The 19,823-nt window shown below is 59.0% G+C and carries 16 protein-coding genes; 9 read left to right on the top strand and 7 right to left on the bottom strand.

Going from position 1 to position 19,823, the window contains the following annotated elements; genetic code table 11:
• Positions 1-15: 15 nt before the first annotated feature.
• Positions 16-462, bottom strand: coding sequence for an NUDIX hydrolase (locus BLU52_RS14765; RefSeq protein ID WP_090284355.1), 447 nt, complete (start codon positions 460-462; stop codon positions 16-18).
• Positions 463-667: 205 nt separating this feature from the next.
• Positions 668-2,893, bottom strand: a complete 2,226-nt coding sequence (locus tag BLU52_RS14760; RefSeq protein WP_090284353.1) for an NADP-dependent isocitrate dehydrogenase — start codon at positions 2,891-2,893, stop codon at positions 668-670.
• 481 nt (positions 2,894-3,374) lie between these two features.
• On the opposite strand from BLU52_RS14760, the gene icd reads away from it, so the two are divergent.
• On the top strand, positions 3,375-4,631 hold the full coding sequence (gene icd / locus BLU52_RS14755; RefSeq protein ID WP_090284351.1) for an NADP-dependent isocitrate dehydrogenase: 1,257 nt from the start codon (positions 3,375-3,377) through the stop codon (positions 4,629-4,631).
• A gap of 80 nt (positions 4,632-4,711) precedes the next feature.
• On the opposite strand, the gene BLU52_RS14750 is transcribed toward icd, so the two are convergent.
• A complete protein-coding gene (locus BLU52_RS14750) occupies positions 4,712-5,002 on the bottom strand; it encodes a cold shock domain-containing protein (protein WP_090288580.1) in 291 nt (96 codons plus the stop codon).
• A gap of 314 nt (positions 5,003-5,316) precedes the next feature.
• Here BLU52_RS14750 and clpS point away from each other — a divergent pair, with 314 nt between their 5' ends.
• A complete protein-coding gene (clpS, locus tag BLU52_RS14745; protein WP_011334948.1) occupies positions 5,317-5,700 on the top strand; it encodes an ATP-dependent Clp protease adapter ClpS in 384 nt (127 codons plus the stop codon).
• Between the two features lie 30 nt (positions 5,701-5,730).
• Positions 5,731-8,001: an ATP-dependent Clp protease ATP-binding subunit ClpA gene (gene clpA, locus BLU52_RS14740; RefSeq protein ID WP_007964841.1), complete on the top strand. Its 2,271-nt coding sequence runs from the start codon at positions 5,731-5,733 to the stop codon at positions 7,999-8,001.
• A 722-nt stretch (positions 8,002-8,723) separates the two neighbouring features.
• Here clpA and infA read toward each other — a convergent pair.
• From infA to aat, 3 genes are all read right to left on the bottom strand, one after another.
• The gene (gene infA, locus BLU52_RS14735; RefSeq protein WP_002553999.1) at positions 8,724-8,942 is read right to left on the bottom strand and encodes a translation initiation factor IF-1; all 219 of its coding nucleotides are present in this window, start codon (positions 8,940-8,942) and stop codon (positions 8,724-8,726) included.
• 112 nt (positions 8,943-9,054) lie between these two features.
• A complete protein-coding gene (locus BLU52_RS14730) occupies positions 9,055-9,762 on the bottom strand; it encodes an arginyltransferase (RefSeq protein WP_090284349.1) in 708 nt (235 codons plus the stop codon).
• A 58-nt stretch (positions 9,763-9,820) separates the two neighbouring features.
• Complete coding sequence (gene aat, locus BLU52_RS14725) at positions 9,821-10,501, bottom strand: leucyl/phenylalanyl-tRNA--protein transferase (protein ID WP_090284347.1); 681 nt, start codon at positions 10,499-10,501, stop codon at positions 9,821-9,823.
• 489 nt (positions 10,502-10,990) lie between these two features.
• On the opposite strand from aat, the gene BLU52_RS14720 reads away from it, so the two are divergent.
• From BLU52_RS14720 to cysG, 6 genes are all read left to right on the top strand, one after another.
• Complete coding sequence (locus BLU52_RS14720; protein WP_167359897.1) at positions 10,991-13,420, top strand: DNA translocase FtsK; 2,430 nt, start codon at positions 10,991-10,993, stop codon at positions 13,418-13,420.
• 75 nt (positions 13,421-13,495) lie between these two features.
• Positions 13,496-14,116 (top strand): outer membrane lipoprotein chaperone LolA, encoded by a 621-nt coding sequence (gene lolA / locus BLU52_RS14715; protein ID WP_090284343.1) that lies wholly within the window; start codon positions 13,496-13,498, stop codon positions 14,114-14,116.
• 154 nt (positions 14,117-14,270) lie between these two features.
• Positions 14,271-15,593: a replication-associated recombination protein A gene (locus BLU52_RS14710; RefSeq protein ID WP_090284341.1), complete on the top strand. Its 1,323-nt coding sequence runs from the start codon at positions 14,271-14,273 to the stop codon at positions 15,591-15,593.
• Positions 15,593-15,967 (top strand): fluoride efflux transporter CrcB, encoded by a 375-nt coding sequence (gene crcB / locus BLU52_RS14705; RefSeq protein WP_090284339.1) that lies wholly within the window; start codon positions 15,593-15,595, stop codon positions 15,965-15,967. Before BLU52_RS14710 ends, crcB begins: the two co-directional genes overlap by 1 nt.
• A 15-nt stretch (positions 15,968-15,982) precedes the next feature.
• Positions 15,983-17,263: a serine--tRNA ligase gene (gene serS / locus BLU52_RS14700; protein WP_090284337.1), complete on the top strand. Its 1,281-nt coding sequence runs from the start codon at positions 15,983-15,985 to the stop codon at positions 17,261-17,263.
• Positions 17,264-18,658, top strand: coding sequence for a siroheme synthase CysG (gene cysG / locus BLU52_RS14695; RefSeq protein ID WP_090284335.1), 1,395 nt, complete (start codon positions 17,264-17,266; stop codon positions 18,656-18,658).
• A gap of 118 nt (positions 18,659-18,776) precedes the next feature.
• On the opposite strand, the gene BLU52_RS14690 is transcribed toward cysG, so the two are convergent.
• Positions 18,777-19,778: a glutathione S-transferase family protein gene (locus tag BLU52_RS14690; protein WP_090284334.1), complete on the bottom strand. Its 1,002-nt coding sequence runs from the start codon at positions 19,776-19,778 to the stop codon at positions 18,777-18,779.
• Positions 19,779-19,823: the final 45 nt, after the last annotated feature.

The following is a 19,823-nucleotide window of genomic DNA, read 5'->3' as shown; positions in this document are numbered from 1 at the left end:
CTCGCGGCCGCAAGGCTAAAGGGAAGGGCGGATCAGTTCGAGGCTGAAGTGATGGCCGGCCAGGTAATCGTCGATGCAGCGCATGATCAGCTCGCTGCGCCAGTTGTCCCGTTGAGCCAATAATTCGTCGCGGGTCAGCCACTTGGCGCCGAGGATGCCGTCGTCGAGCTGATAGTCCGGGTGGTGTTTGACGGCTTTGGCGCTGAAGCACACACGCTGGTAAGTCACGCCGTTGCTCGGCGCGGTGTACAGGTAAATGCCGATGACGCCGGTGGGCTCGACGTCCCAGCCGGTTTCTTCGAGGGTTTCGCGCACGGCGGCTTCGATCAGGGTTTCATCCGGCTCGAGATGCCCGGCGGGCTGATTGAACACATTGCGCCCGGCCTTGTGTTCTTCGACCATCAGGAAGCGACCGTTTTTTTCGACAATGGTGGCGACGGTGATGTGGGGCAGCCATTCCATAAATCATCCTCAATTCTGAAGTGTGAAACCCAATCCCCTGTAGGAGTGAGCCTGCTCGCGATAGCGGTGCATCAGTTGCCATTTATGGTGAATGGTATACCGCTATCGCGAGCAGGCTCACTCCTGCAAGGGTTTTGTGCTGATCACAAAGTCTGAAAACACAAACCCCGGCACAGGGCCGGGGTTTGTTTACCGCACTACAACCTTAAACCAGCGCAGCAATCGCCGCGTTGAAGGTTGCGCTTGGGCGCATGGCCTGGCTGATCAGCTCGGCGTCGGCGTGGTAGTAACCGCCGATGTCGACTGGCTTGCCCTGAACGGCGTTGAGCTCGGCAACGATGGTCGCCTCGTTCTCGGTCAGGGTTTTGGCCAGCGTCGCGAACTGCGCTTGCAGTGCAGCGTCTTCGGTCTGGGCAGCCAGGGCCTGAGCCCAGTACATCGCCAGATAGAAGTGGCTGCCGCGGTTGTCGATGTTGCCGACTTTACGCGATGGCGACTTGTTGTTGTCGAGGAACTGGCCGGTGGCCTGGTCCAGAGTCTTCGACAGCACCAGGGCTTTCGGGTTGTTGTAGTTCACGCCCAAGTGCTCGAGGGAAGCGGCGAGGGCGAGGAACTCACCCAGCGAATCCCAGCGCAGGAAGTTTTCTTCAACCAGTTGCTGCACATGCTTCGGCGCCGAACCGCCAGCGCCGGTTTCGAACAGGCCACCGCCGTTCATCAGCGGCACGATCGACAGCATCTTGGCGCTGGTGCCCAGTTCCATGATCGGGAACAGGTCGGTCAGGTAATCACGCAGTACGTTGCCGGTCACCGAAATGGTGTCCTTGCCTTCGCGGGTGCGCTGCAGGGTGTACTTCATTGCATCGACCGGCGCCATGATCTGGATGTCCAGACCGGCGGTGTCGTGATCCTTCAGGTACGCCTGAACCTTCTCGATCACCACGCCGTCGTGAGCGCGCATCGGGTCGAGCCAGAAGATCGCCGGGGTGCTGCTTGCGCGAGCGCGGTTGACGGCCAGTTTGACCCAGTCCTGGATCGGCGCGTCTTTGGTCTGGCACATGCGGAAGATGTCGCCGGCTTCAACGGCCTGCTCCATCAGCACGGTGCCTTTGCTGTCGGTGACGCGAACCACGCCGTCAGCCTTGATCTGGAAGGTCTTGTCGTGCGAGCCGTATTCTTCGGCTTTCTTCGCCATCAGACCGACGTTCGGCACGCTGCCCATGGTGGTCGGATCGAACGCGCCATTGGCCTTGCAGTCTTCGATCACGGCCTGGTAAATGGTGGCGTAGCAACGATCCGGGATCACTGCCTTGGTGTCGTGCAGCTGACCGTCGGTGCCCCACATCTTGCCGGAGTCACGGATCATCGCTGGCATCGAGGCGTCGACGATGACGTCGCTCGGCACGTGCAGGTTGGTGATGCCTTTGTCGGAGTTGACCATCGCCAGCGCCGGACGCACAGCGTAGACCGCCGCCATGTCGGCTTCGATTTGCGCTTGCTGCTCGGCCGGCAGCGCTTTGATGCGCGCGTACAGGTCGCCGATGCCGTTGTTCAGGTTGAAGCCGATCTCGGCCAGCACGTCAGCGTGCTTGGTCAGCGCGTCTTTGTAGTACTCGGCAACGATCTGGCCGAACATGATCGGGTCGGAGACCTTCATCATGGTCGCTTTCAGGTGCACCGAGAGCAACACGCCCTGGGCCTTGGCGCTTTCGATTTCAGCAGCGATGAACGTACGCAGGGCGTTTTTGCTCATCACGGCGCAGTCGAGGATCTCGCCGGCCTGAACGGTGGTTTTTTCTTTCAGAACGGTCGAAGTACCGTCCTTGGCGATCAGTTCGATTTTCACGGCGTCAGCGGCGTCGATCAGGGCGGCTTTTTCGCTGCCGTAGAAATCGCCGGTGCTCATGTGAGCGACGTGGGACTTGGAGTCTTTGGCCCAGGCGCCCATTTTGTGCGGGTGCTTGCGCGCGTAGTTCTTCACCGACAGCGGAGCGCGACGGTCGGAGTTGCCTTCACGCAGAACCGGGTTCACGGCGCTGCCCTTGACCTTGTCGTAACGCGCCTTGGCGTCTTTGTCGGCGTCGCTGGTCACGGTTTCCGGGTAGTCCGGCAGGTTGTAGCCCTGCGCCTGCAGCTCTTTGATCGCGGCTTGCAGTTGCGGCACCGAAGCGCTGATGTTCGGCAGCTTGATGATATTGGCTTCAGGCGTAACGGCCAGTTCGCCCAGTTCGGCGAGGTGGTCGGCTACGGCTTTGTCGCCCAGTTGCTCGGGGAAGCTTGCCAGGATGCGTGCTGCAAGAGAGATATCGCGGGTTTCCACGGCGATATCGGCCGAGGCGGTGTAAGCCTCGATGATCGGCAGCAGGGAATAGGTGGCGAGGGCAGGAGCTTCGTCGGTGAAGGTATAGATGATCTTCGAGCGGGTGGGCATATTCGGATTAACTCTCTCTTCTTTGCTAAAGCGTGCGCAGAAACTCGAGGGGCGCCGGGTAAGCGCGTTCGTTCAAAGTCATCCATGAACCGAATGTCGAGATTCTTCGCGGTGATGTTGGGTGCATCAGTAGAGCGTCAAGCAGTCAGGCTGCGGTAACAGCCCGACCAATCAGGCGGAAAGTCTCGTACTAGAGAGGCCAGCCGTCGTGACCCTGTGGTCAGCGGGCGGCATTATACATAGGTAGCTGGCAATCTGCCGATGGTTCATATGCAACGATTCTCGTCCATTGGTCTAAAGGTCGCAGGGCAGGGTTGGGCAAAGAGTCGTTACGAATGCTGGAGTTTGGCGCTTTTCCCTTTGCTTTCAGGCTTGTACGAAACGAGATGTGCGCGGCGGCGGAACATAGGGTTTGCGTGTTGATTCAACTGGGTTACGCTCGAAGCAAGCCAGGTGTTCAATCCAAACAATGGAGTTCAGCATGGGTTACAAGAAGATTCAGGTTCCAGCCGTCGGCGACAAAATCACCGTCAATGCAGACCATTCTCTCAATGTTCCTGATAACCCGGTCATCCCCTTCATCGAAGGTGACGGTATTGGTGTCGACATCAGTCCGGTGATGATCAAGGTTGTCGATGCTGCTGTTGAAAAGGCCTACGGCGGCAAGCGCAAGATTTCCTGGATGGAAGTCTACGCCGGGGAAAAAGCCACCCAGGTTTATGATCAGGACACCTGGTTGCCGCAGGAAACTCTCGACGCGGTCAAGGATTACGTCGTTTCCATCAAGGGCCCGCTGACCACTCCGGTGGGTGGCGGCATCCGCTCGCTGAACGTGGCCCTGCGTCAGCAACTCGACCTCTACGTCTGCCTGCGCCCGGTGCGCTGGTTTGAAGGCGTGCCTAGCCCGGTGAAAAAGCCCGGCGACGTCGACATGACGATCTTCCGCGAGAACTCCGAAGACATCTACGCGGGCATCGAGTGGAAGGCCGGTTCGCCGGAAGCCACCAAAGTCATCAAATTTCTTAAAGAAGAAATGGGCGTCACCAAGATCCGTTTCGACGAAAACTGCGGCATCGGCGTCAAGCCGGTTTCTCGCGAGGGCACCAAGCGTCTGGCGCGCAAGGCTCTGCAATATGTGGTCGATAACGATCGCGATTCGCTGACCATCGTGCACAAAGGCAACATCATGAAGTTCACCGAAGGTGCCTTCAAGGAATGGGCCTACGAGGTGGCGGCGGAAGAATTCGGTGCGACCCTGCTCGACGGCGGTCCGTGGATGCAGTTCAAGAACCCGAAAACCGGCAAGAACGTAGTGGTCAAAGATGCCATCGCCGACGCCATGCTCCAGCAGATCCTGCTGCGTCCGGCCGAGTACGATGTGATCGCGACGCTTAACCTCAACGGCGACTACCTGTCCGACGCCCTGGCGGCAGAAGTGGGCGGCATCGGTATTGCACCGGGCGCCAACCTGTCCGACACCGTGGCGATGTTCGAAGCGACCCACGGTACCGCGCCGAAATACGCCGGCAAGGATCAGGTCAACCCGGGTTCGCTGATTCTCTCGGCCGAGATGATGCTGCGGCACATGGGCTGGACCGAAGCGGCAGATCTGATCATCAAGGGCACCAATGGTGCGATCGGGGCGAAGACAGTGACGTATGACTTCGAACGCTTGATGGATGGGGCCAAGCTGGTTTCGTCTTCGGGCTTCGGGGATGCGTTGATTTCGCATATGTAAAACGCGGATACACAAAAAACCGCCGATCTCGATATGTGAGTTCGGCGGTTTTTTATAACCGGATGCCTTGGGTGGCGGGCTCAGCCCACTACATTGGTGCGCATGCTGGTTGCGGCGGCTGCAGCTGCGGCGGCGTCAACGGACGCCTTGTCCATTATATCGTGGGCGTGCAGTCCTTTCGGGCCCTGGACGATATTGAAATATACGGCTTGTCCGGCTTTCAAGGTTTTGTAGCCTTCCATTTCGATGGCCGAGTAATGCGCAAAGAAATCGATGTCCTTGCCATCCTCATCGCGGCCTTGGTGGGCGTCGGTATTGATAAAGCCGAATCCCTTGGCATTGTTGAACCATTTCACCGTGCCGCTGAAAATGGGTTTGGCTTTGGCCTTTTCTCTGGCCCTGTCTTTGCCCTTATCTTTGGCCTTGTCGTCTATCTCGTCTTTAACCTTGCCGCCTGACATACCCAAATCCCTCTGCACCAGTCTCCATCGCTGGAGTATCATCCCGTTCATCCGCAATCGAATTCGATAAAAGAATTGACTCCGCGGATCTTTTTTACCCACTGTGGGCTCTATTGGTTGTAACACCGTTTTCCCGATAGTCAAGGTGACCGGGCAGTCGGAGTTGAAAACGCAGGCAACCGCCCCCACCACTGTATTTGCACAACTGACGAACCTTTCTTTCCATGCATGCAATCAGCCAGATTCGACTAACATTCAATCAGGATCGCCCGCTTCTCCAAAAGGATCTTCCACAGGAGCACGACGACGATTCGGCAGGCGTTGCTGTTCAGGAAGCAAAGCCTGCATTACAGGCGCCGCCGATGTACAAGGTGGTTTTGTTCAACGATGACTACACACCGATGGATTTCGTCGTCGAAGTGCTCGAGGTGTTTTTTAACCTGAATCGCGAGCTGGCGACCAAGGTCATGCTGGCCGTCCATACAGAAGGGCGAGCAGTATGTGGAGTGTTTACCCGCGACATCGCCGAGACAAAGGCCATGCAGGTCAACCAGTACGCCAGGGAAAGCCAGCATCCGCTACTCTGTGAAATCGAGAAGGACGGTTAATCGCCGACCACTTGGGTATGAGGTGAAGCTATGTTAAACCGCGAGCTCGAAGTCACCCTCAATCTAGCCTTCAAGGAGGCTCGTTCGAAGCGTCATGAGTTCATGACCGTCGAACATCTCCTGTTGGCCCTATTGGACAATGAGGCTGCCGCCACCGTTTTGCGTGCCTGCGGCGCGAACCTCGACAAACTCAAGCACGACCTGCAGGAGTTCATCGACTCCACCACGCCATTGATCCCCGTCCATGACGAAGATCGCGAAACCCAGCCAACCCTGGGCTTCCAGCGTGTCCTGCAGCGTGCTGTTTTCCACGTACAGAGCTCCGGCAAACGCGAAGTGACTGGCGCCAATGTGCTCGTCGCCATCTTCAGTGAGCAAGAGAGTCAGGCCGTATTCCTGCTGAAACAGCAGAGCGTTGCGCGCATCGATGTCGTCAACTACATCGCCCACGGCATTTCCAAAGTACCGGGGCATGGCGATCACTCTGAAGGTGAACAAGATATGCAGGACGACGAGGGCGGTGAGTCTTCTTCTTCAGGCAATCCTCTGGATGCTTATGCCAGCAACCTCAACGAGCTCGCGCGCCAGGGTCGCATCGATCCGCTGGTTGGCCGCGAATCGGAAGTCGAGCGTGTTGCGCAGATTCTCGCGCGCCGGCGCAAGAACAATCCGCTGCTGGTCGGCGAAGCAGGCGTGGGTAAAACCGCGATTGCCGAAGGCCTGGCCAAGCGCATTGTCGACAATCAGGTGCCGGATCTGCTGGCCAACAGCGTCGTTTACTCGCTGGACCTTGGTGCTCTGCTGGCAGGCACCAAATACCGCGGTGATTTCGAGAAGCGTTTCAAGGCGCTGCTCAACGAACTGAAAAAGCGTCCGCAGGCGATTCTGTTCATCGACGAGATCCACACCATTATTGGTGCCGGTGCTGCGTCCGGCGGTGTCATGGATGCTTCGAATCTGCTCAAGCCGCTGCTGTCGTCTGGCGACATTCGCTGCATCGGTTCGACGACGTTCCAGGAGTTCCGCGGCATCTTCGAGAAGGACCGTGCTCTGGCGCGTCGCTTCCAGAAGGTCGATGTGGTCGAGCCGTCGGTGGAAGACACCATCGGCATCCTGCGTGGTCTCAAAGGCCGTTTCGAGCAGCACCACAACATCGAGTACAGCGATGAGTCGTTGCGCGCCGCTGCCGAACTGGCTTCGCGCTACATCAACGACCGGCATATGCCGGACAAGGCCATCGATGTGATCGACGAGGCGGGCGCCTATCAGCGTCTGCAACCGGTGGAGATGCGCGTCAAGCGTATCGAAGTGCCGCAGGTCGAAGACATCGTGGCGAAGATTGCGCGGATTCCACCGAAGCATGTCACCAGTTCCGACAAGGAATTGCTGCGTAATCTGGAGCGTGACCTGAAGCTGACGGTGTTTGGTCAGGACGCGGCGATCGATTCGCTGTCGACTGCAATCAAGCTGTCTCGTGCCGGGCTCAAGTCGCCGGACAAGCCAGTCGGTTCGTTCCTGTTTGCAGGGCCGACCGGTGTGGGTAAAACCGAGGCCGCGCGGCAATTGGCCAAGGCGCTGGGGATCGAGTTGGTGCGCTTCGACATGTCCGAGTACATGGAGCGTCACACCGTCTCGCGTCTGATCGGTGCGCCTCCAGGGTATGTCGGCTTCGATCAGGGCGGTCTGTTGACCGAAGCGATCACCAAGCAGCCGCATTGCGTATTGCTGCTCGATGAAATCGAGAAGGCGCATCCGGAAGTCTTCAATCTGCTGCTGCAGGTGATGGATCACGGTACGCTGACCGACAACAACGGGCGCAAGGCGGACTTCCGCAATGTGATCGTAATCATGACCACCAACGCCGGTGCCGAAACGGCGGCGCGCGCTTCGATCGGTTTCACTCATCAGGACCACTCGTCCGATGCGATGGAAGTGATCAAGAAGAGCTTTACGCCGGAATTCCGCAACCGTCTGGACACCATTATCCAGTTTGGTCGCCTCAGTCATGAGGTTATCAAAAGCGTGGTGGACAAGTTCCTCACCGAGCTTCAGGCGCAGCTGGAAGACAAGCGTGTGTTGCTTGAGGTGACTGACGCGGCGCGCAGTTGGCTGGCGGCGGGTGGTTATGACTCGGCAATGGGCGCACGTCCGATGGCGCGTCTGATCCAGGACAAGATCAAGCGTCCGCTGGCGGAGGAAATTCTGTTTGGCGAGCTGGCCGAGCATGGCGGTGTGGTGCACATCGACATCAAGGATGGTGAGTTGACGTTTGACTTCGAAACTACGGCGGAGATGGCCTGATCGTTTTGTTGTGAAGCTGAGGCGCCTTCGGGCGCCTTTTTTGTTGTGCGTTGTTTGTTGGGGTTGAGTGAATATCCGTTGCTGCGGTAACGGCTGATTAGGGTTCCGCTCTTACAGCGGGTCACCTTTTTCAAACGCCGGAGTGCCGGCCCAGCAAAAAGGTAACCGAAAAGGCTTGCTCCTGCGTTCGGCCCTCGCAAGCTCGGGTTCCTTCGCTGCGGAATCGATCCGGGCGCAGCGGCTACGGTTTGCTTCGCTGCACCTACTTCCGCTGTGTACGACTTCGTCGTACGGTCGCTGCGCTCCCACGCCCGGATCAATCCCTCCACTCAGCCTTCCGACGTCGCCGGTGAGTCAAAAGCAAGATCAAGAGCACGCGAGCTAACGCTCATTGTTGAGTGGTTAGAAGCGGGTGGTTGGCTTTTGGATTTGTGGTGTGGCTGCCCCTCACCCCAGCCCTCTCCCGAGGGAGAGGGAGCCGGTTTGTGGGTCGTTCAAAACTTGTGTTCGACTCGGTATTTCACGTCGGCAGATCTTTCGCATCCACCCCGGTCAGTTCCCTCTCCCTCCGGGAGAGGGCTAGGGTGAGGGGCTTTTGACGTTGCTTTTGATCTTGAGCAATTCAAGCACAGCCGCAGCAAACGGATTTGCACCCAAACCCAAACCCAAACCCCAGACACAAAAACGCCCGGCTAAAAGCCGGGCGTTATGTATTGACTTGATTAGCGAGCGCGGTAGGTGATGCGCCCTTTGCTCAAGTCATAGGGCGTCAGTTCGACGCGCACTTTGTCACCGGTAAGAATACGAATGTAGTTCTTGCGCATCTTGCCGGAAATATGCGCGGTTACGACGTGCCCATTTTCCAACTCCACACGAAACATGGTGTTGGGCAGGGTGTCGACGACAGTGCCTTCCATTTCGAAGCTGTCTTCTTTCGACATGCAGTAAAGCCCTCGGTATCCAGTGAATGGCCCGGTGCAACTGCGCCAGGCAAAAGCGGCGTGCATTGTGCCCGAAAAATGGGGTTTACGCCAAGGGGTTTGAGCTTTTGCTTTAGTTGAGGATGACCCAGCGCTGGTTGATCAGCAGTTCGATCGGGCGATATTGGGTCTTGTAGTTCATCTTTTTGCAGTTCTTGATCCAGTATCCGAGGTAGACCGCCTCAAGCCCCAGGCGCTGGCTCTCGGCGATTTGCCAGAGGATCGCGAAACGTCCCAGGCTGCGGCGTTCTTCGGCCGGTTCGTAAAAGGTGTAGACCGCCGAGAGGCCGTTAGGCAGCAAATCGGTCACCGCTACCGCCAGCAACCGTCCGTCGAGTCGGAATTCGTAAAAGCGCGAGAAGGGCAGATCGCGGACCAGAAAGGTCGAAAACTGATCGCGGCTCGGCGGGTACATGTCGCCGTCGGCGTGGCGTTGTTCGATGTAGCGCTGGTACAGGTCGAAATATTCTTCGCTGAATTGCGGCTTGGCCGGACGCACCTGCAAATCGGCGTTGCGTTTGAAAATGCGTTTTTGCTGGCGGTTGGGCAGGAACTGCGCAACCGGGATGCGCGCAGGCACGCACGCGTTGCAATTCTGGCAATGCGGGCGGTACAGATGATCGCCGCTGCGACGAAAACCCATTTCCGACAGGTCTGCGTAGACATGCACATCCATGGGCTGGCTCGGATCGAGAAACAGGGTCGTGGCCTGCTCCTCGGGCAGATAACTGCAAGAGTGGGGCTGAGTGGCATAGAACTTCAGGCGCGCCAACTCGGTCATGAATCAACCCTCGGAATAAGCTGGTGGATTAAGTGTAAGCCACCTGCGCAAAAGTCGCTCAGCAAACCCAGGTCGCATGATTGGGTTGATCCAGATGTCGCGCCAGATAATCGGAAAATTGCTCGCGGGGAATCGCTCGCGCACCGAGGCTGTGCAAATGATCGGTGGGCATCTGGCAGTCGATCAGCACGAAACCGGCGTCCTTCAGATGGCGCACCAGTGTGGCAAAGCCATATTTGGAGGCATTGTCCGCGCGGCTGAACATCGATTCGCCGAAGAACAATCGGCCCATCGCCAAGCCATACAGGCCACCGACCAGCTCGCCCTGATCGCGCACTTCCACTGAGTGGGCGAAGCCGCGACGATGCAATTCGATGTAGGCATCCTGCATGGCCTCGGTGATCCACGTGCCATCGGCGTAATCCCGGGGCGCGGCGCAGGCGCGAATCACGGCTTCGAAATCCTGATCGAAGGTCACTTGATAGCGTTCCTTGCGCAGCAGTTTGCCGAGGCTGCGCGAAACGTGCAGCTCGTCGGGAAACAGCACGGTGCGCGGATCCGGCGACCACCAGAGAATCGGCTGGCCTTCGGAAAACCACGGAAAGCAGCCATGGCGATAAGCCTGAATCAGACGATCGGCAGACAAATCACCGCCGGCGGCGAGCAATCCGTTGGGCTCGCGCATGGCCTTTTCCAATGGAGGGAAGGTCATGGAATTGCGTTGTAACCAGGTCAGCATGGCATCCAGGCTTGCAGAAGGGGAGGGCGGTCAGGGCGCGCAGGCGCCGCGAAAGAGTTTGCCGCGAAAAAGCGCCGATGTCCTGCACAGATATTCGACGCAGCCAGTATTGAGCTGCAACTTGGTGTGTCAGCCGTGGTCGTAAGCGACACCGTGGCAGTGCGCGGCGAGCATCGCAGCCGGGTGGATATCGGCTGCTTCGCTACGTTCATCAAATAGCCTTCATAAGCCTTTGTCACAAAAGGTAAATGCATGCTCAAATTGCGTCGCAGCTTCTGCGCGCCTGGCTATGCTCAATCACGGGGTTTGAAGCATGGCATCGAACGCACAAACCCGTACAATGGCGGGTTATCAGACAATGCTGGTCATGTGCTGTGTTTATAAAAAGCGCGGCGTAATGTTAAAAGTAGTTCCGTTTGCGCTCGTTTGATTTTTTACCTGCCTGGATTGGGCAGTTTTTTATCGTCATTCAATAGATGGACGCGCCTTGTGCGCAGGAAAAGAAGCGTTTTGAAGAAATCCACCGAAGCACCCAAAACAGTCGTTCCGCTCTGGCGTCAACAATTGCACTACCGGCTCAAGGAAGGTGCATTGATCGCCATCGGTGCCTTGTGCCTGTTCCTGATGATGGCTTTGCTGACCTACGGCAAGGACGATCCGGGCTGGAGCCACAACAGCAAGATCGATGACGTGCAGAATTTCGGCGGTCCGGCGGGCTCCTACAGCGCCGACATCCTGTTTATGGTGCTCGGTTACTTCGCCTACATCTTCCCGCTGTTGCTGGCGATCAAGGCGTATCAGATCTTCCGTCAGCGCCACGAGCCGTGGCAGTGGAGTGGCTGGCTGTTCTCCTGGCGCCTGATCGGTCTGGTATTTCTGGTGCTGTCCGGCGCGGCGCTTGCGCATCTGCATTTCCATGCGGCGTCCGGCCTGCCGGCGGGTGCTGGCGGTGCGTTGGGCGAAAGCCTCGGTAATCTGGCGAAGAATGCGCTGAACATTCAGGGCAGCACGCTGCTGTTCATCGCGCTGTTCCTGTTCGGTCTGACGGTGTTTACCGATCTGTCGTGGTTCAAGGTGATGGACATCACCGGCAAGATCACCCTCGACCTGTTTGAACTGTTTCAGGGCGCGCTCAATCGCTGGTGGGCGGCACGCACCGAACGCAAGCAACTGGTCGCGCAACTGCGAGAGGTCGACGATCGCGTGCATGATGTGGTGGCGCCAACGGTCACCGATAAGCGCGAACAGGCCAAGGTCAAAGAACGCCTGATCGAACGCGAGCAAGCCCTGAGCAAGCACATGTCCGATCGCGAGAAGCAGGTGCCGCCAGTGATCGCCCCGGCGCCGGCCAAAGCGCCCGAGCCAAGCAAGCGCGTGCAGAAAGAGAAGCAGGTGCCGTTGTTCGTCGACAGCGCCGTGGAAGGCACGTTGCCGCCGATCTCGATCCTCGATCCTGCGGAAAAGAAACAGCTCAATTACTCGCCGGAATCGCTTGCAGCGGTCGGGCACTTGCTGGAAATCAAACTCAAGGAATTCGGCGTCGAAGTCGCTGTGGATTCGATCCATCCCGGCCCGGTGATTACCCGTTACGAGATTCAGCCTGCAGCTGGGGTCAAGGTCAGCCGCATCGCCAACCTGGCCAAGGACCTGGCGCGTTCGCTGGCAGTGACCAGCGTGCGGGTGGTAGAGGTGATTCCGGGCAAGACTACAGTCGGCATCGAGATTCCCAACGAAGACCGACAGATCGTGCGTTTCTCCGAAGTGCTGTCGACGCCTGAATACGACAACTTCAAATCGCCGGTGACCCTGGCACTCGGTCACGATATCGGTGGCAAACCGGTCATCACTGACCTGGCGAAGATGCCGCACCTGCTGGTTGCCGGTACCACCGGTTCCGGTAAGTCCGTGGGCGTGAACGCAATGATCCTGTCGATCCTGTTCAAGTCCGGCCCGGAAGACGCCAAGCTGATCATGATCGACCCGAAGATGCTCGAACTGTCGATCTACGAAGGCATTCCGCACCTGCTGTGCCCGGTTGTGACCGACATGAAAGACGCCGCCAACGCCCTGCGCTGGAGCGTTGCCGAAATGGAGCGTCGCTACAAGCTGATGGCCAAGATGGGCGTGCGTAACCTGTCCGGCTTCAACGCCAAGGTCAAGGAAGCCCAGGATGCCGGTGAGCCGTTGAGCGATCCGCTGTACAAGCGCGAGAGCATCCACGACGAAGCGCCGCTGCTGCAAAAACTGCCAACCATCGTTGTTGTGGTCGACGAATTCGCCGACATGATGATGATCGTCGGCAAGAAGGTTGAAGAGCTGATCGCCCGTATCGCACAGAAGGCCCGTGCCGCGGGCATTCACCTGATCCTTGCGACCCAGCGGCCATCGGTAGACGTGATCACCGGTCTGATCAAGGCCAACATTCCGACCCGTATGGCATTCCAGGTGTCGAGCAAGATCGACTCGCGGACCATTATCGATCAGGGCGGCGCCGAACAACTGCTTGGCCATGGTGACATGCTGTACATGCCGCCAGGCACCAGTCTGCCAATCCGGGTTCACGGCGCGTTCGTGTCCGACGATGAAGTTCACCGTGTGGTCGAAGCGTGGAAACTGCGCGGCGCACCGGAATACAACGACGATATTCTCAACGGTGTCGAAGAGGCCGGCAGCGGTTTTGAAGGCAGCAGCGGTGGCGGCGACGGCGATGATCCGGAAGCCGATGCGTTGTATGACGAAGCCGTACAGTTTGTGCTGGAAAGCCGTCGTGCTTCGATTTCCGCGGTACAGCGCAAGCTGAAAATCGGCTACAACCGCGCAGCCCGAATGATCGAAGCCATGGAAATGGCCGGCGTCGTCACTTCGATGAACACCAACGGTTCTCGCGAAGTCCTTGCTCCGGGCCCGGTTCGCGATTGATTCGAAACCCTTTTTGCACAAAGGATGGCGCAATGACGCGCCGTCCTCTCCCAACGAATATTCAAGAGGACTCCCATGCGTCTTATCCGCATGCTGTTGCCAGTACTGGCGCTGACCACGCTCACGGCCCACGCCGATGACAAGGACGTGGCGCGTCTGACCCAATTGCTGGAAACATCCAAGACCCTGAGCGCGAACTTCTCGCAGCTGACCCTCGACGGCAGCGGCACCCAGTTGCAGGAAACCACCGGCAACATGACCCTGCAGCGTCCGGGCCTGTTCTACTGGCACACCAATGCCCCGGCCGAGCAGACCATGGTCTCCGACGGCAAGAAAGTCACTCTGTGGGACCCGGACCTGGAACAGGCGACTATCAAGAAACTCGACGAGCGCCTGACCCAGACCCCAGCGCTGCTGCTGTCCGGCGACGTGTCCAAAATCAGCCAGAGCTTTGACATCAGCGCGAAAGAGGCGGGCGGTGTGATCGACTTCACCCTCAAGCCGAAAACCAAAGACACCCTGTTCGACAACCTGCGCCTGTCGTTCCGCAACGGTCTGCTCAACGACATGCAACTGATCGACAGTGTCGGCCAGCGCACCAATATCCTGTTTACCGGGGTCAAGGCCAACGAAGCGGTGCCGGCCTCGAAATTCAAGTTCGACATTCCCAAGGGTGCCGACGTTATCCAGGAATAAACACAAAACCCCTTGTAGGAGTGAGCCTGCTCGCGATTCGATCTGTCAGTCACCACTTCGTTGTCTGATCCACCGCTATCGCGAGCAGGCTCACTCCTGCAAAATCAAAAGCATGAATGGCAACCGGTTCAAATAGAGGTTTCAACGCTACGTGATGGATCTGTTTCGCAGTGCACCGATTGCCCAGCCACTGGCCGCGCGTTTGCGTGCGACCAATCTGGACGAGTACGTCGGTCAGGAACACGTGCTCGCGCGTGGCAAGCCGCTGCGTGAGGCGCTGGAGCAGGGTGCCTTGCACTCGATGATCTTCTGGGGGCCGCCGGGCGTGGGCAAGACCACGCTGGCGCGATTGCTCGCGGAAGTCTCGGATGCGCACTTCGAAACGGTCTCGGCGGTGCTCGCCGGAGTCAAGGAGATCCGTCAGGCCGTTGAAATTGCCAAGCAACAGGCCGGCCAGTACGGCAAACGCACGATTCTGTTCGTCGATGAAGTCCACCGTTTCAACAAGTCCCAGCAGGACGCCTTCCTGCCTTACGTGGAAGACGGCACACTGATCTTCATCGGCGCCACCACGGAAAACCCCTCGTTCGAACTCAACAACGCCTTGTTGTCGCGCGCCCGCGTCTATGTGCTCAAAAGCCTCGACGAAGCGGCGCTGCGCAAGCTGGTCGGCCGCGCACTGAGCGAAGAGCGCGGCCTCGGCAAGCGCAATCTGACCCTCAGCGATGAAGGTTTCCAGATGCTGCTGTCCGCTGCCGATGGCGATGGTCGGCGCCTGCTCAATCTGTTGGAAAACGCCTCGGACCTGGCCGAAGACAACAGTGAGATCGGCACCGATCTGTTGCAAAGCCTGCTCGGCGATACCCGTCGCCGGTTCGACAAGGGCGGCGAAGCGTTCTACGACCAGATCTCTGCGCTGCACAAGTCAGTACGCGGTTCCAATCCTGACGGCGCGCTGTACTGGTTCGCGCGGATGATCGACGGCGGCTGCGATCCGCTGTACCTGGCGCGGCGCGTGGTGCGCATGGCCAGCGAAGACATCGGCAACGCCGACCCGCGCGCGCTGAGCCTGTGCCTGGCAGCGTGGGAAGTGCAGGAGCGTCTCGGCAGTCCGGAAGGCGAGCTGGCCGTGGCCCAAGCCATTACTTATCTGGCCTGTGCGCCGAAAAGCAACGCGGTGTACATGGGCTTCAAGACCGCTTTGCGCGCGGCGGCGGAAAACGGCTCGCTGGAAGTGCCACTGCACCTGCGCAATGCGCCGACCAAACTGATGAAGCAATTGGGCTATGGCGACGAATACCGCTATGCCCACGATGAACCGGATGCCTACGCGGCCGGCGAAGACTATTTCCCGGAAGAACTCGAACCGATTCCGTTCTATCAGCCCGTGCCGCGTGGTCTGGAATTGAAGATCGGCGAGAAGCTCAATCACCTCGCTCAGCTCGATCGTCTGAGCCCAAGACAGCGGAGAAAATAGTGGTCCCATTGATTGTTGCGGTCTCGGTCGGCGGTGTTGCCGGCACCCTGTTGCGCTTCGCCACCGGCAATTGGGTCAGCGCCAATTGGCCGCGGCACTTCTATACCGCGACGCTGGCCGTTAATATCGTGGGCTGTCTGCTGATTGGCGTGTTGTACGGCCTGTTTTTGATACGCCCGGAGGTGCCGATCGAGGTACGTGCCGGGTTGATGGTCGGCTTCCTCGGGGGGCTGACGACTTTTTCATCCTTTTCACTGGATACGGTGCGCCTGCTGGAAAGCGGGCAGCTGCCGCTGGCCCTTGGCTATGCGGCACTCAGCGTATTCGGCGGGCTGCTCGCGACGTGGGCCGGCCTGTCTCTGACCAAACTTTGATAACGAGAAACCGACATGCTCGATTCCAAACTGTTACGTAGCAACCTTCAGGACGTAGCGGACCGCCTGGCTTCCCGTGGCTTTGCCCTGGACACCGCGCGCATCGAAGCGCTGGAAGAACAGCGCAAGACCGTTCAGACCCGCACCGAAGCACTGCAGGCTGAACGTAACGCGCGCTCCAAATCCATCGGTCAGGCCAAGCAGCGCGGTGAAGACATCGCGCCACTGATGGCGGATGTCGAGCGCATGGCGAGTGAGTTGAGCGCCGGTAAAGTCGAACTGGACGCGATCCAGACCGAACTGGACGCGATCCTGCTGGGCATTCCTAACCTGCCGCACGAATCCGTGCCGGTCGGCAAGGACGAAGACGACAACGTTGAAGTGCGCCGCTGGGGCACCCCGACGCAGTTTGATTTCGAAGTGAAAGACCACGTTGCCCTGGGCGAGAAATTCGGCTGGCTGGATTTCGAAACCGCGGCCAAGCTGTCCGGCGCACGGTTCGCCCTGTTGCGTGGCCCGATCGCCCGTCTGCACCGCGCGCTGGCGCAGTTCATGATCAACCTGCACGTCAACGAGCACGGCTACGAGGAGGCCTACACGCCTTATCTGGTTCAGGCGCCGGCGCTGCAAGGCACCGGTCAATTGCCGAAGTTCGAGGAAGACCTGTTCAAGATCGCTCGCGAAGGCGAAGCCGATCTGTACCTGATCCCGACCGCCGAAGTGTCGCTGACCAACATCGTTGCCGGCGAAATCGTCGACTCGAAGCTGCTGCCGATCAAATTCGTTGCCCACACTCCGTGCTTCCGTAGCGAAGCTGGCGCGTCGGGTCGCGACACTCGCGGCATGATCCGTCAGCACCAGTTCGACAAAGTCGAAATGGTTCAGATCGTCGAGCCGTCGCAGTCGATGGAAGCGCTGGAAGGCCTGACCGCCAACGCTGAAAAAGTCCTGCAACTGCTGGGTCTGCCATACCGCACCCTGGCGCTGTGCACCGGCGACATGGGCTTCAGCGCGGTCAAGACGTACGATCTGGAAGTGTGGATCCCGAGTCAGGACAAATACCGCGAAATTTCCTCGTGCTCCAACTGTGGTGATTTCCAGGCTCGCCGCATGCAGGCGCGCTTCCGCAACCCGGAAACCGGCAAGCCAGAGCTGGTACACACCTTGAACGGTTCCGGTCTGGCGGTCGGCCGTACGCTGGTGGCGGTGCTGGAAAACTACCAGCAGGCTGACGGTTCGATCCGTGTACCGGACGTACTCAAGCCGTACATGGGTGGCCTTGAGGTCATCGGCTAAATGAAATATCTGCCGCTGTTTCACAACCTGCGCGGCAGTCGTGTGTTGGTGGTCGGTGGAGGGGAAATCGCCTTGCGCAAATCCCGCCTGCTGGCCGATGCCGGTGCGCTGCTGCGGGTGGTCGCACCTGAAATCGAACCGCAACTGGCCGAACTCGTCGCTGCCAGTGGCGGCGAATGTGTGCTGCGTGGCTATGTTGAGGCGGACCTCGACGGCTGCGGGCTGATCATTGCCGCCACCGACGACGAAACGCTTAATGCGCAAGTCTCGACAGATGCGCATCGACGTTGCGTTCCGGTCAACGTGGTCGACGCGCCGGCCCTGTGCAGCGTGATCTTCCCGGCGATCGTCGATCGCTCACCGTTGATCATCGCCGTGTCCAGCGGCGGCGACGCGCCGGTGCTGGCGCGCTTGATTCGCGCCAAGATCGAAACCTGGATTCCCTCGACTTACGGTCATCTGGCCGGGCTGGCTGCGCGGTTTCGCAATCAGGTGAAAAACCTGTTTCCGGATGTGCAGCAGCGTCGCGGTTTTTGGGAAGACGTGTTTCAGGGTCCGATTGCCGATCGGCAACTGGCCGGGCAGGGCGCCGAAGCCGAGCGCCTGCTGCAAGCCAAGATCGATGGCGAAGCAATGGTGACCACCGGCGAGGTCTATCTGGTGGGTGCCGGGCCGGGCGATCCGGATTTGCTGACCTTCAAGGCCTTGCGTCTGATGCAGCAGGCCGATGTGGTGCTCTACGACCGCCTCGTTGCTCCGGCAATCCTCGAACTGTGCCGTCGCGATGCCGAGCGGGTGTACGTCGGCAAGCGCCGTTCCGAGCATGCGGTGCCGCAGGAGCAGATCAATCAGCAACTGGTCGATCTGGCCAAGGCCGGCAAGCGTGTCGTGCGGCTGAAGGGCGGCGACCCGTTCATTTTCGGGCGTGGCGGCGAAGAGATCGAAGAGCTCGCGGCTCACGGCATTCCATTCCAGGTCGTTCCGGGGATTACCGCCGCCAGCGGTTGCGCGGCATATGCCGGGATACCGTTGACTCATCGCGACCACGCGCAGTCGGTACGCTTTGTCACCGGCCACTTGAAGGACGGCTCCACCGATCTGCCATGGTCCGACCTGGTCGCGCCGGCGCAGACGCTGGTGTTCTACATGGGCCTGGTGGGGCTGCCGATCATCTGCGAGCAATTGATCAAGCATGGTCGTTCGGCGGACACCCCGGCGGCGTTGATCCAGCAGGGCACCACGGTCAACCAGCGGGTCTTTACCGGCACGCTGGCCGACTTGCCGCGATTGGTGGCGGAGCATGAAGTGCATGCTCCGACACTGGTGATCGTCGGTGAAGTGGTGCAACTTCGCGAGAAACTGGCGTGGTTTGAAGGGGCTCAGGCGCAGGTCTGAAAGACCGAGGCGCCCGCAATCGCCAGCAGGCTGGCTCCCACAGGGATTTGTGCACGACACAGATCCAATGTAGGAGCCAGCCTGCTGGCGATGGGGGCCTTCAAAAACACCTGATCTCTTAACCCCGGCGCCAAACCCCTTTGCCCGCCAGCCGTGCCCGATCATGGCCCACAGTAAAATCCTGCTCCGGCCCCTTCGGCACCACGCCCGTCGGGTTGATGGTCTTGTGACTGCCGTAGTAGTGATGCTTGATGTGCTGAAAATCCACCGTCTCGGCAACACCCTCGATCTGATACATCTCACGCAGCCAGTTCGACAGATTCGGATAATCGGCGATCCGGCGCAGGTTGCACTTGAAGTGGCCGTGGTACACCGCATCGAAGCGGATCATCGTGGTGAACAGACGCACATCGGCTTCCGTCAGGTACTCGCCGGCCAGATAACGATTGGCGCCCAGCAGTTGTTCCAGATGATCGAGTTCGGCGAATACCTCATCGAACGCTTGTTCATAGGCCTGCTGCGACGTGGCGAAGCCGGCACGGTACACGCCGTTGTTCACTGCCGGATAGATTCGCTCGTTCAACGCATCGATCTCGCTGCGTAACGGCGCCGGGTAGAAGTCGAGGTCATTACCGGTCAGTGCGTCGAATGCGCTGTTGAACATGCGGATGATTTCCGCGGATTCGTTGCTGACGATGCGCTTGAGCTTCTTGTCCCACAGCACGGGGACCGTGACGCGCCCGGTGTAATCAGGCGTGTCGGCGGTGTAGCGTTGATGCATGTAATCGAAGCCGTCGAGCTTGTCGCCGGTTGAGCCGAGCGCTTTGTCGAAGGTCCAGCCGTTTTCCAGCATCAGCCAACTGACCACCGAGACGTCGATCAGCCTCTCCAGGCCTTTGAGCTTGCGCAGTATCAGGGTGCGATGCGCCCACGGGCAGGCGAGCGAAACGTAGAGATGATAGCGCCCGGCTTCGGCAGCGAAGCCGCCTTCACCGCTCGGGCCCGGCTCGCCGTCGGCGGTGACCCAGTTGCGGCGTTGAGCCTGTTCGCGCTGAAACGCGCCGTCCTTGCTGCTTTCGTACCACTTGTCCTGCCAGCGGCCATCGACGAGTAAACCCATGATTCAGACTCCGTAAACCAATATTCATTGGAGCCGAGTCTATTC

It is taken from the genome of Pseudomonas granadensis, assembly GCF_900105485.1.
GTDB lineage: Bacteria > Pseudomonadota > Gammaproteobacteria > Pseudomonadales > Pseudomonadaceae > Aquipseudomonas > Aquipseudomonas granadensis.
This window is presented reverse-complemented; position numbering and strand designations above follow the sequence as displayed.

Bases quoted from the DNA above. Each gene is read 5' to 3' on its own strand.
- clpS (WP_011334948.1), top strand. From the start codon at position 5,317: ATGCATGCAATCAGCCAGATTCGACTAACATTCAATCAGGATCGCCCG.
- BLU52_RS14690 (WP_090284334.1), bottom strand. From the start codon at position 19,778: ATGGGTTTACTCGTCGATGGCCGCTGGCAGGACAAGTGGTACGAAAGC.
- BLU52_RS14765 (WP_090284355.1), bottom strand. From the start codon at position 462: ATGGAATGGCTGCCCCACATCACCGTCGCCACCATTGTCGAAAAAAAC.
- clpA (WP_007964841.1), top strand. From the start codon at position 5,731: ATGTTAAACCGCGAGCTCGAAGTCACCCTCAATCTAGCCTTCAAGGAG.
- infA (WP_002553999.1), bottom strand. From the start codon at position 8,942: ATGTCGAAAGAAGACAGCTTCGAAATGGAAGGCACTGTCGTCGACACC.
- icd (WP_090284351.1), top strand. From the start codon at position 3,375: ATGGGTTACAAGAAGATTCAGGTTCCAGCCGTCGGCGACAAAATCACC.
- cysG (WP_090284335.1), top strand. From the start codon at position 17,264: ATGAAATATCTGCCGCTGTTTCACAACCTGCGCGGCAGTCGTGTGTTG.
- serS (WP_090284337.1), top strand. From the start codon at position 15,983: ATGCTCGATTCCAAACTGTTACGTAGCAACCTTCAGGACGTAGCGGAC.
- BLU52_RS14730 (WP_090284349.1), bottom strand. From the start codon at position 9,762: ATGACCGAGTTGGCGCGCCTGAAGTTCTATGCCACTCAGCCCCACTCT.
- BLU52_RS14710 (WP_090284341.1), top strand. From the start codon at position 14,271: ATGGATCTGTTTCGCAGTGCACCGATTGCCCAGCCACTGGCCGCGCGT.
- lolA (WP_090284343.1), top strand. From the start codon at position 13,496: ATGCGTCTTATCCGCATGCTGTTGCCAGTACTGGCGCTGACCACGCTC.
- aat (WP_090284347.1), bottom strand. From the start codon at position 10,501: ATGCTGACCTGGTTACAACGCAATTCCATGACCTTCCCTCCATTGGAA.
- BLU52_RS14760 (WP_090284353.1), bottom strand. From the start codon at position 2,893: ATGCCCACCCGCTCGAAGATCATCTATACCTTCACCGACGAAGCTCCT.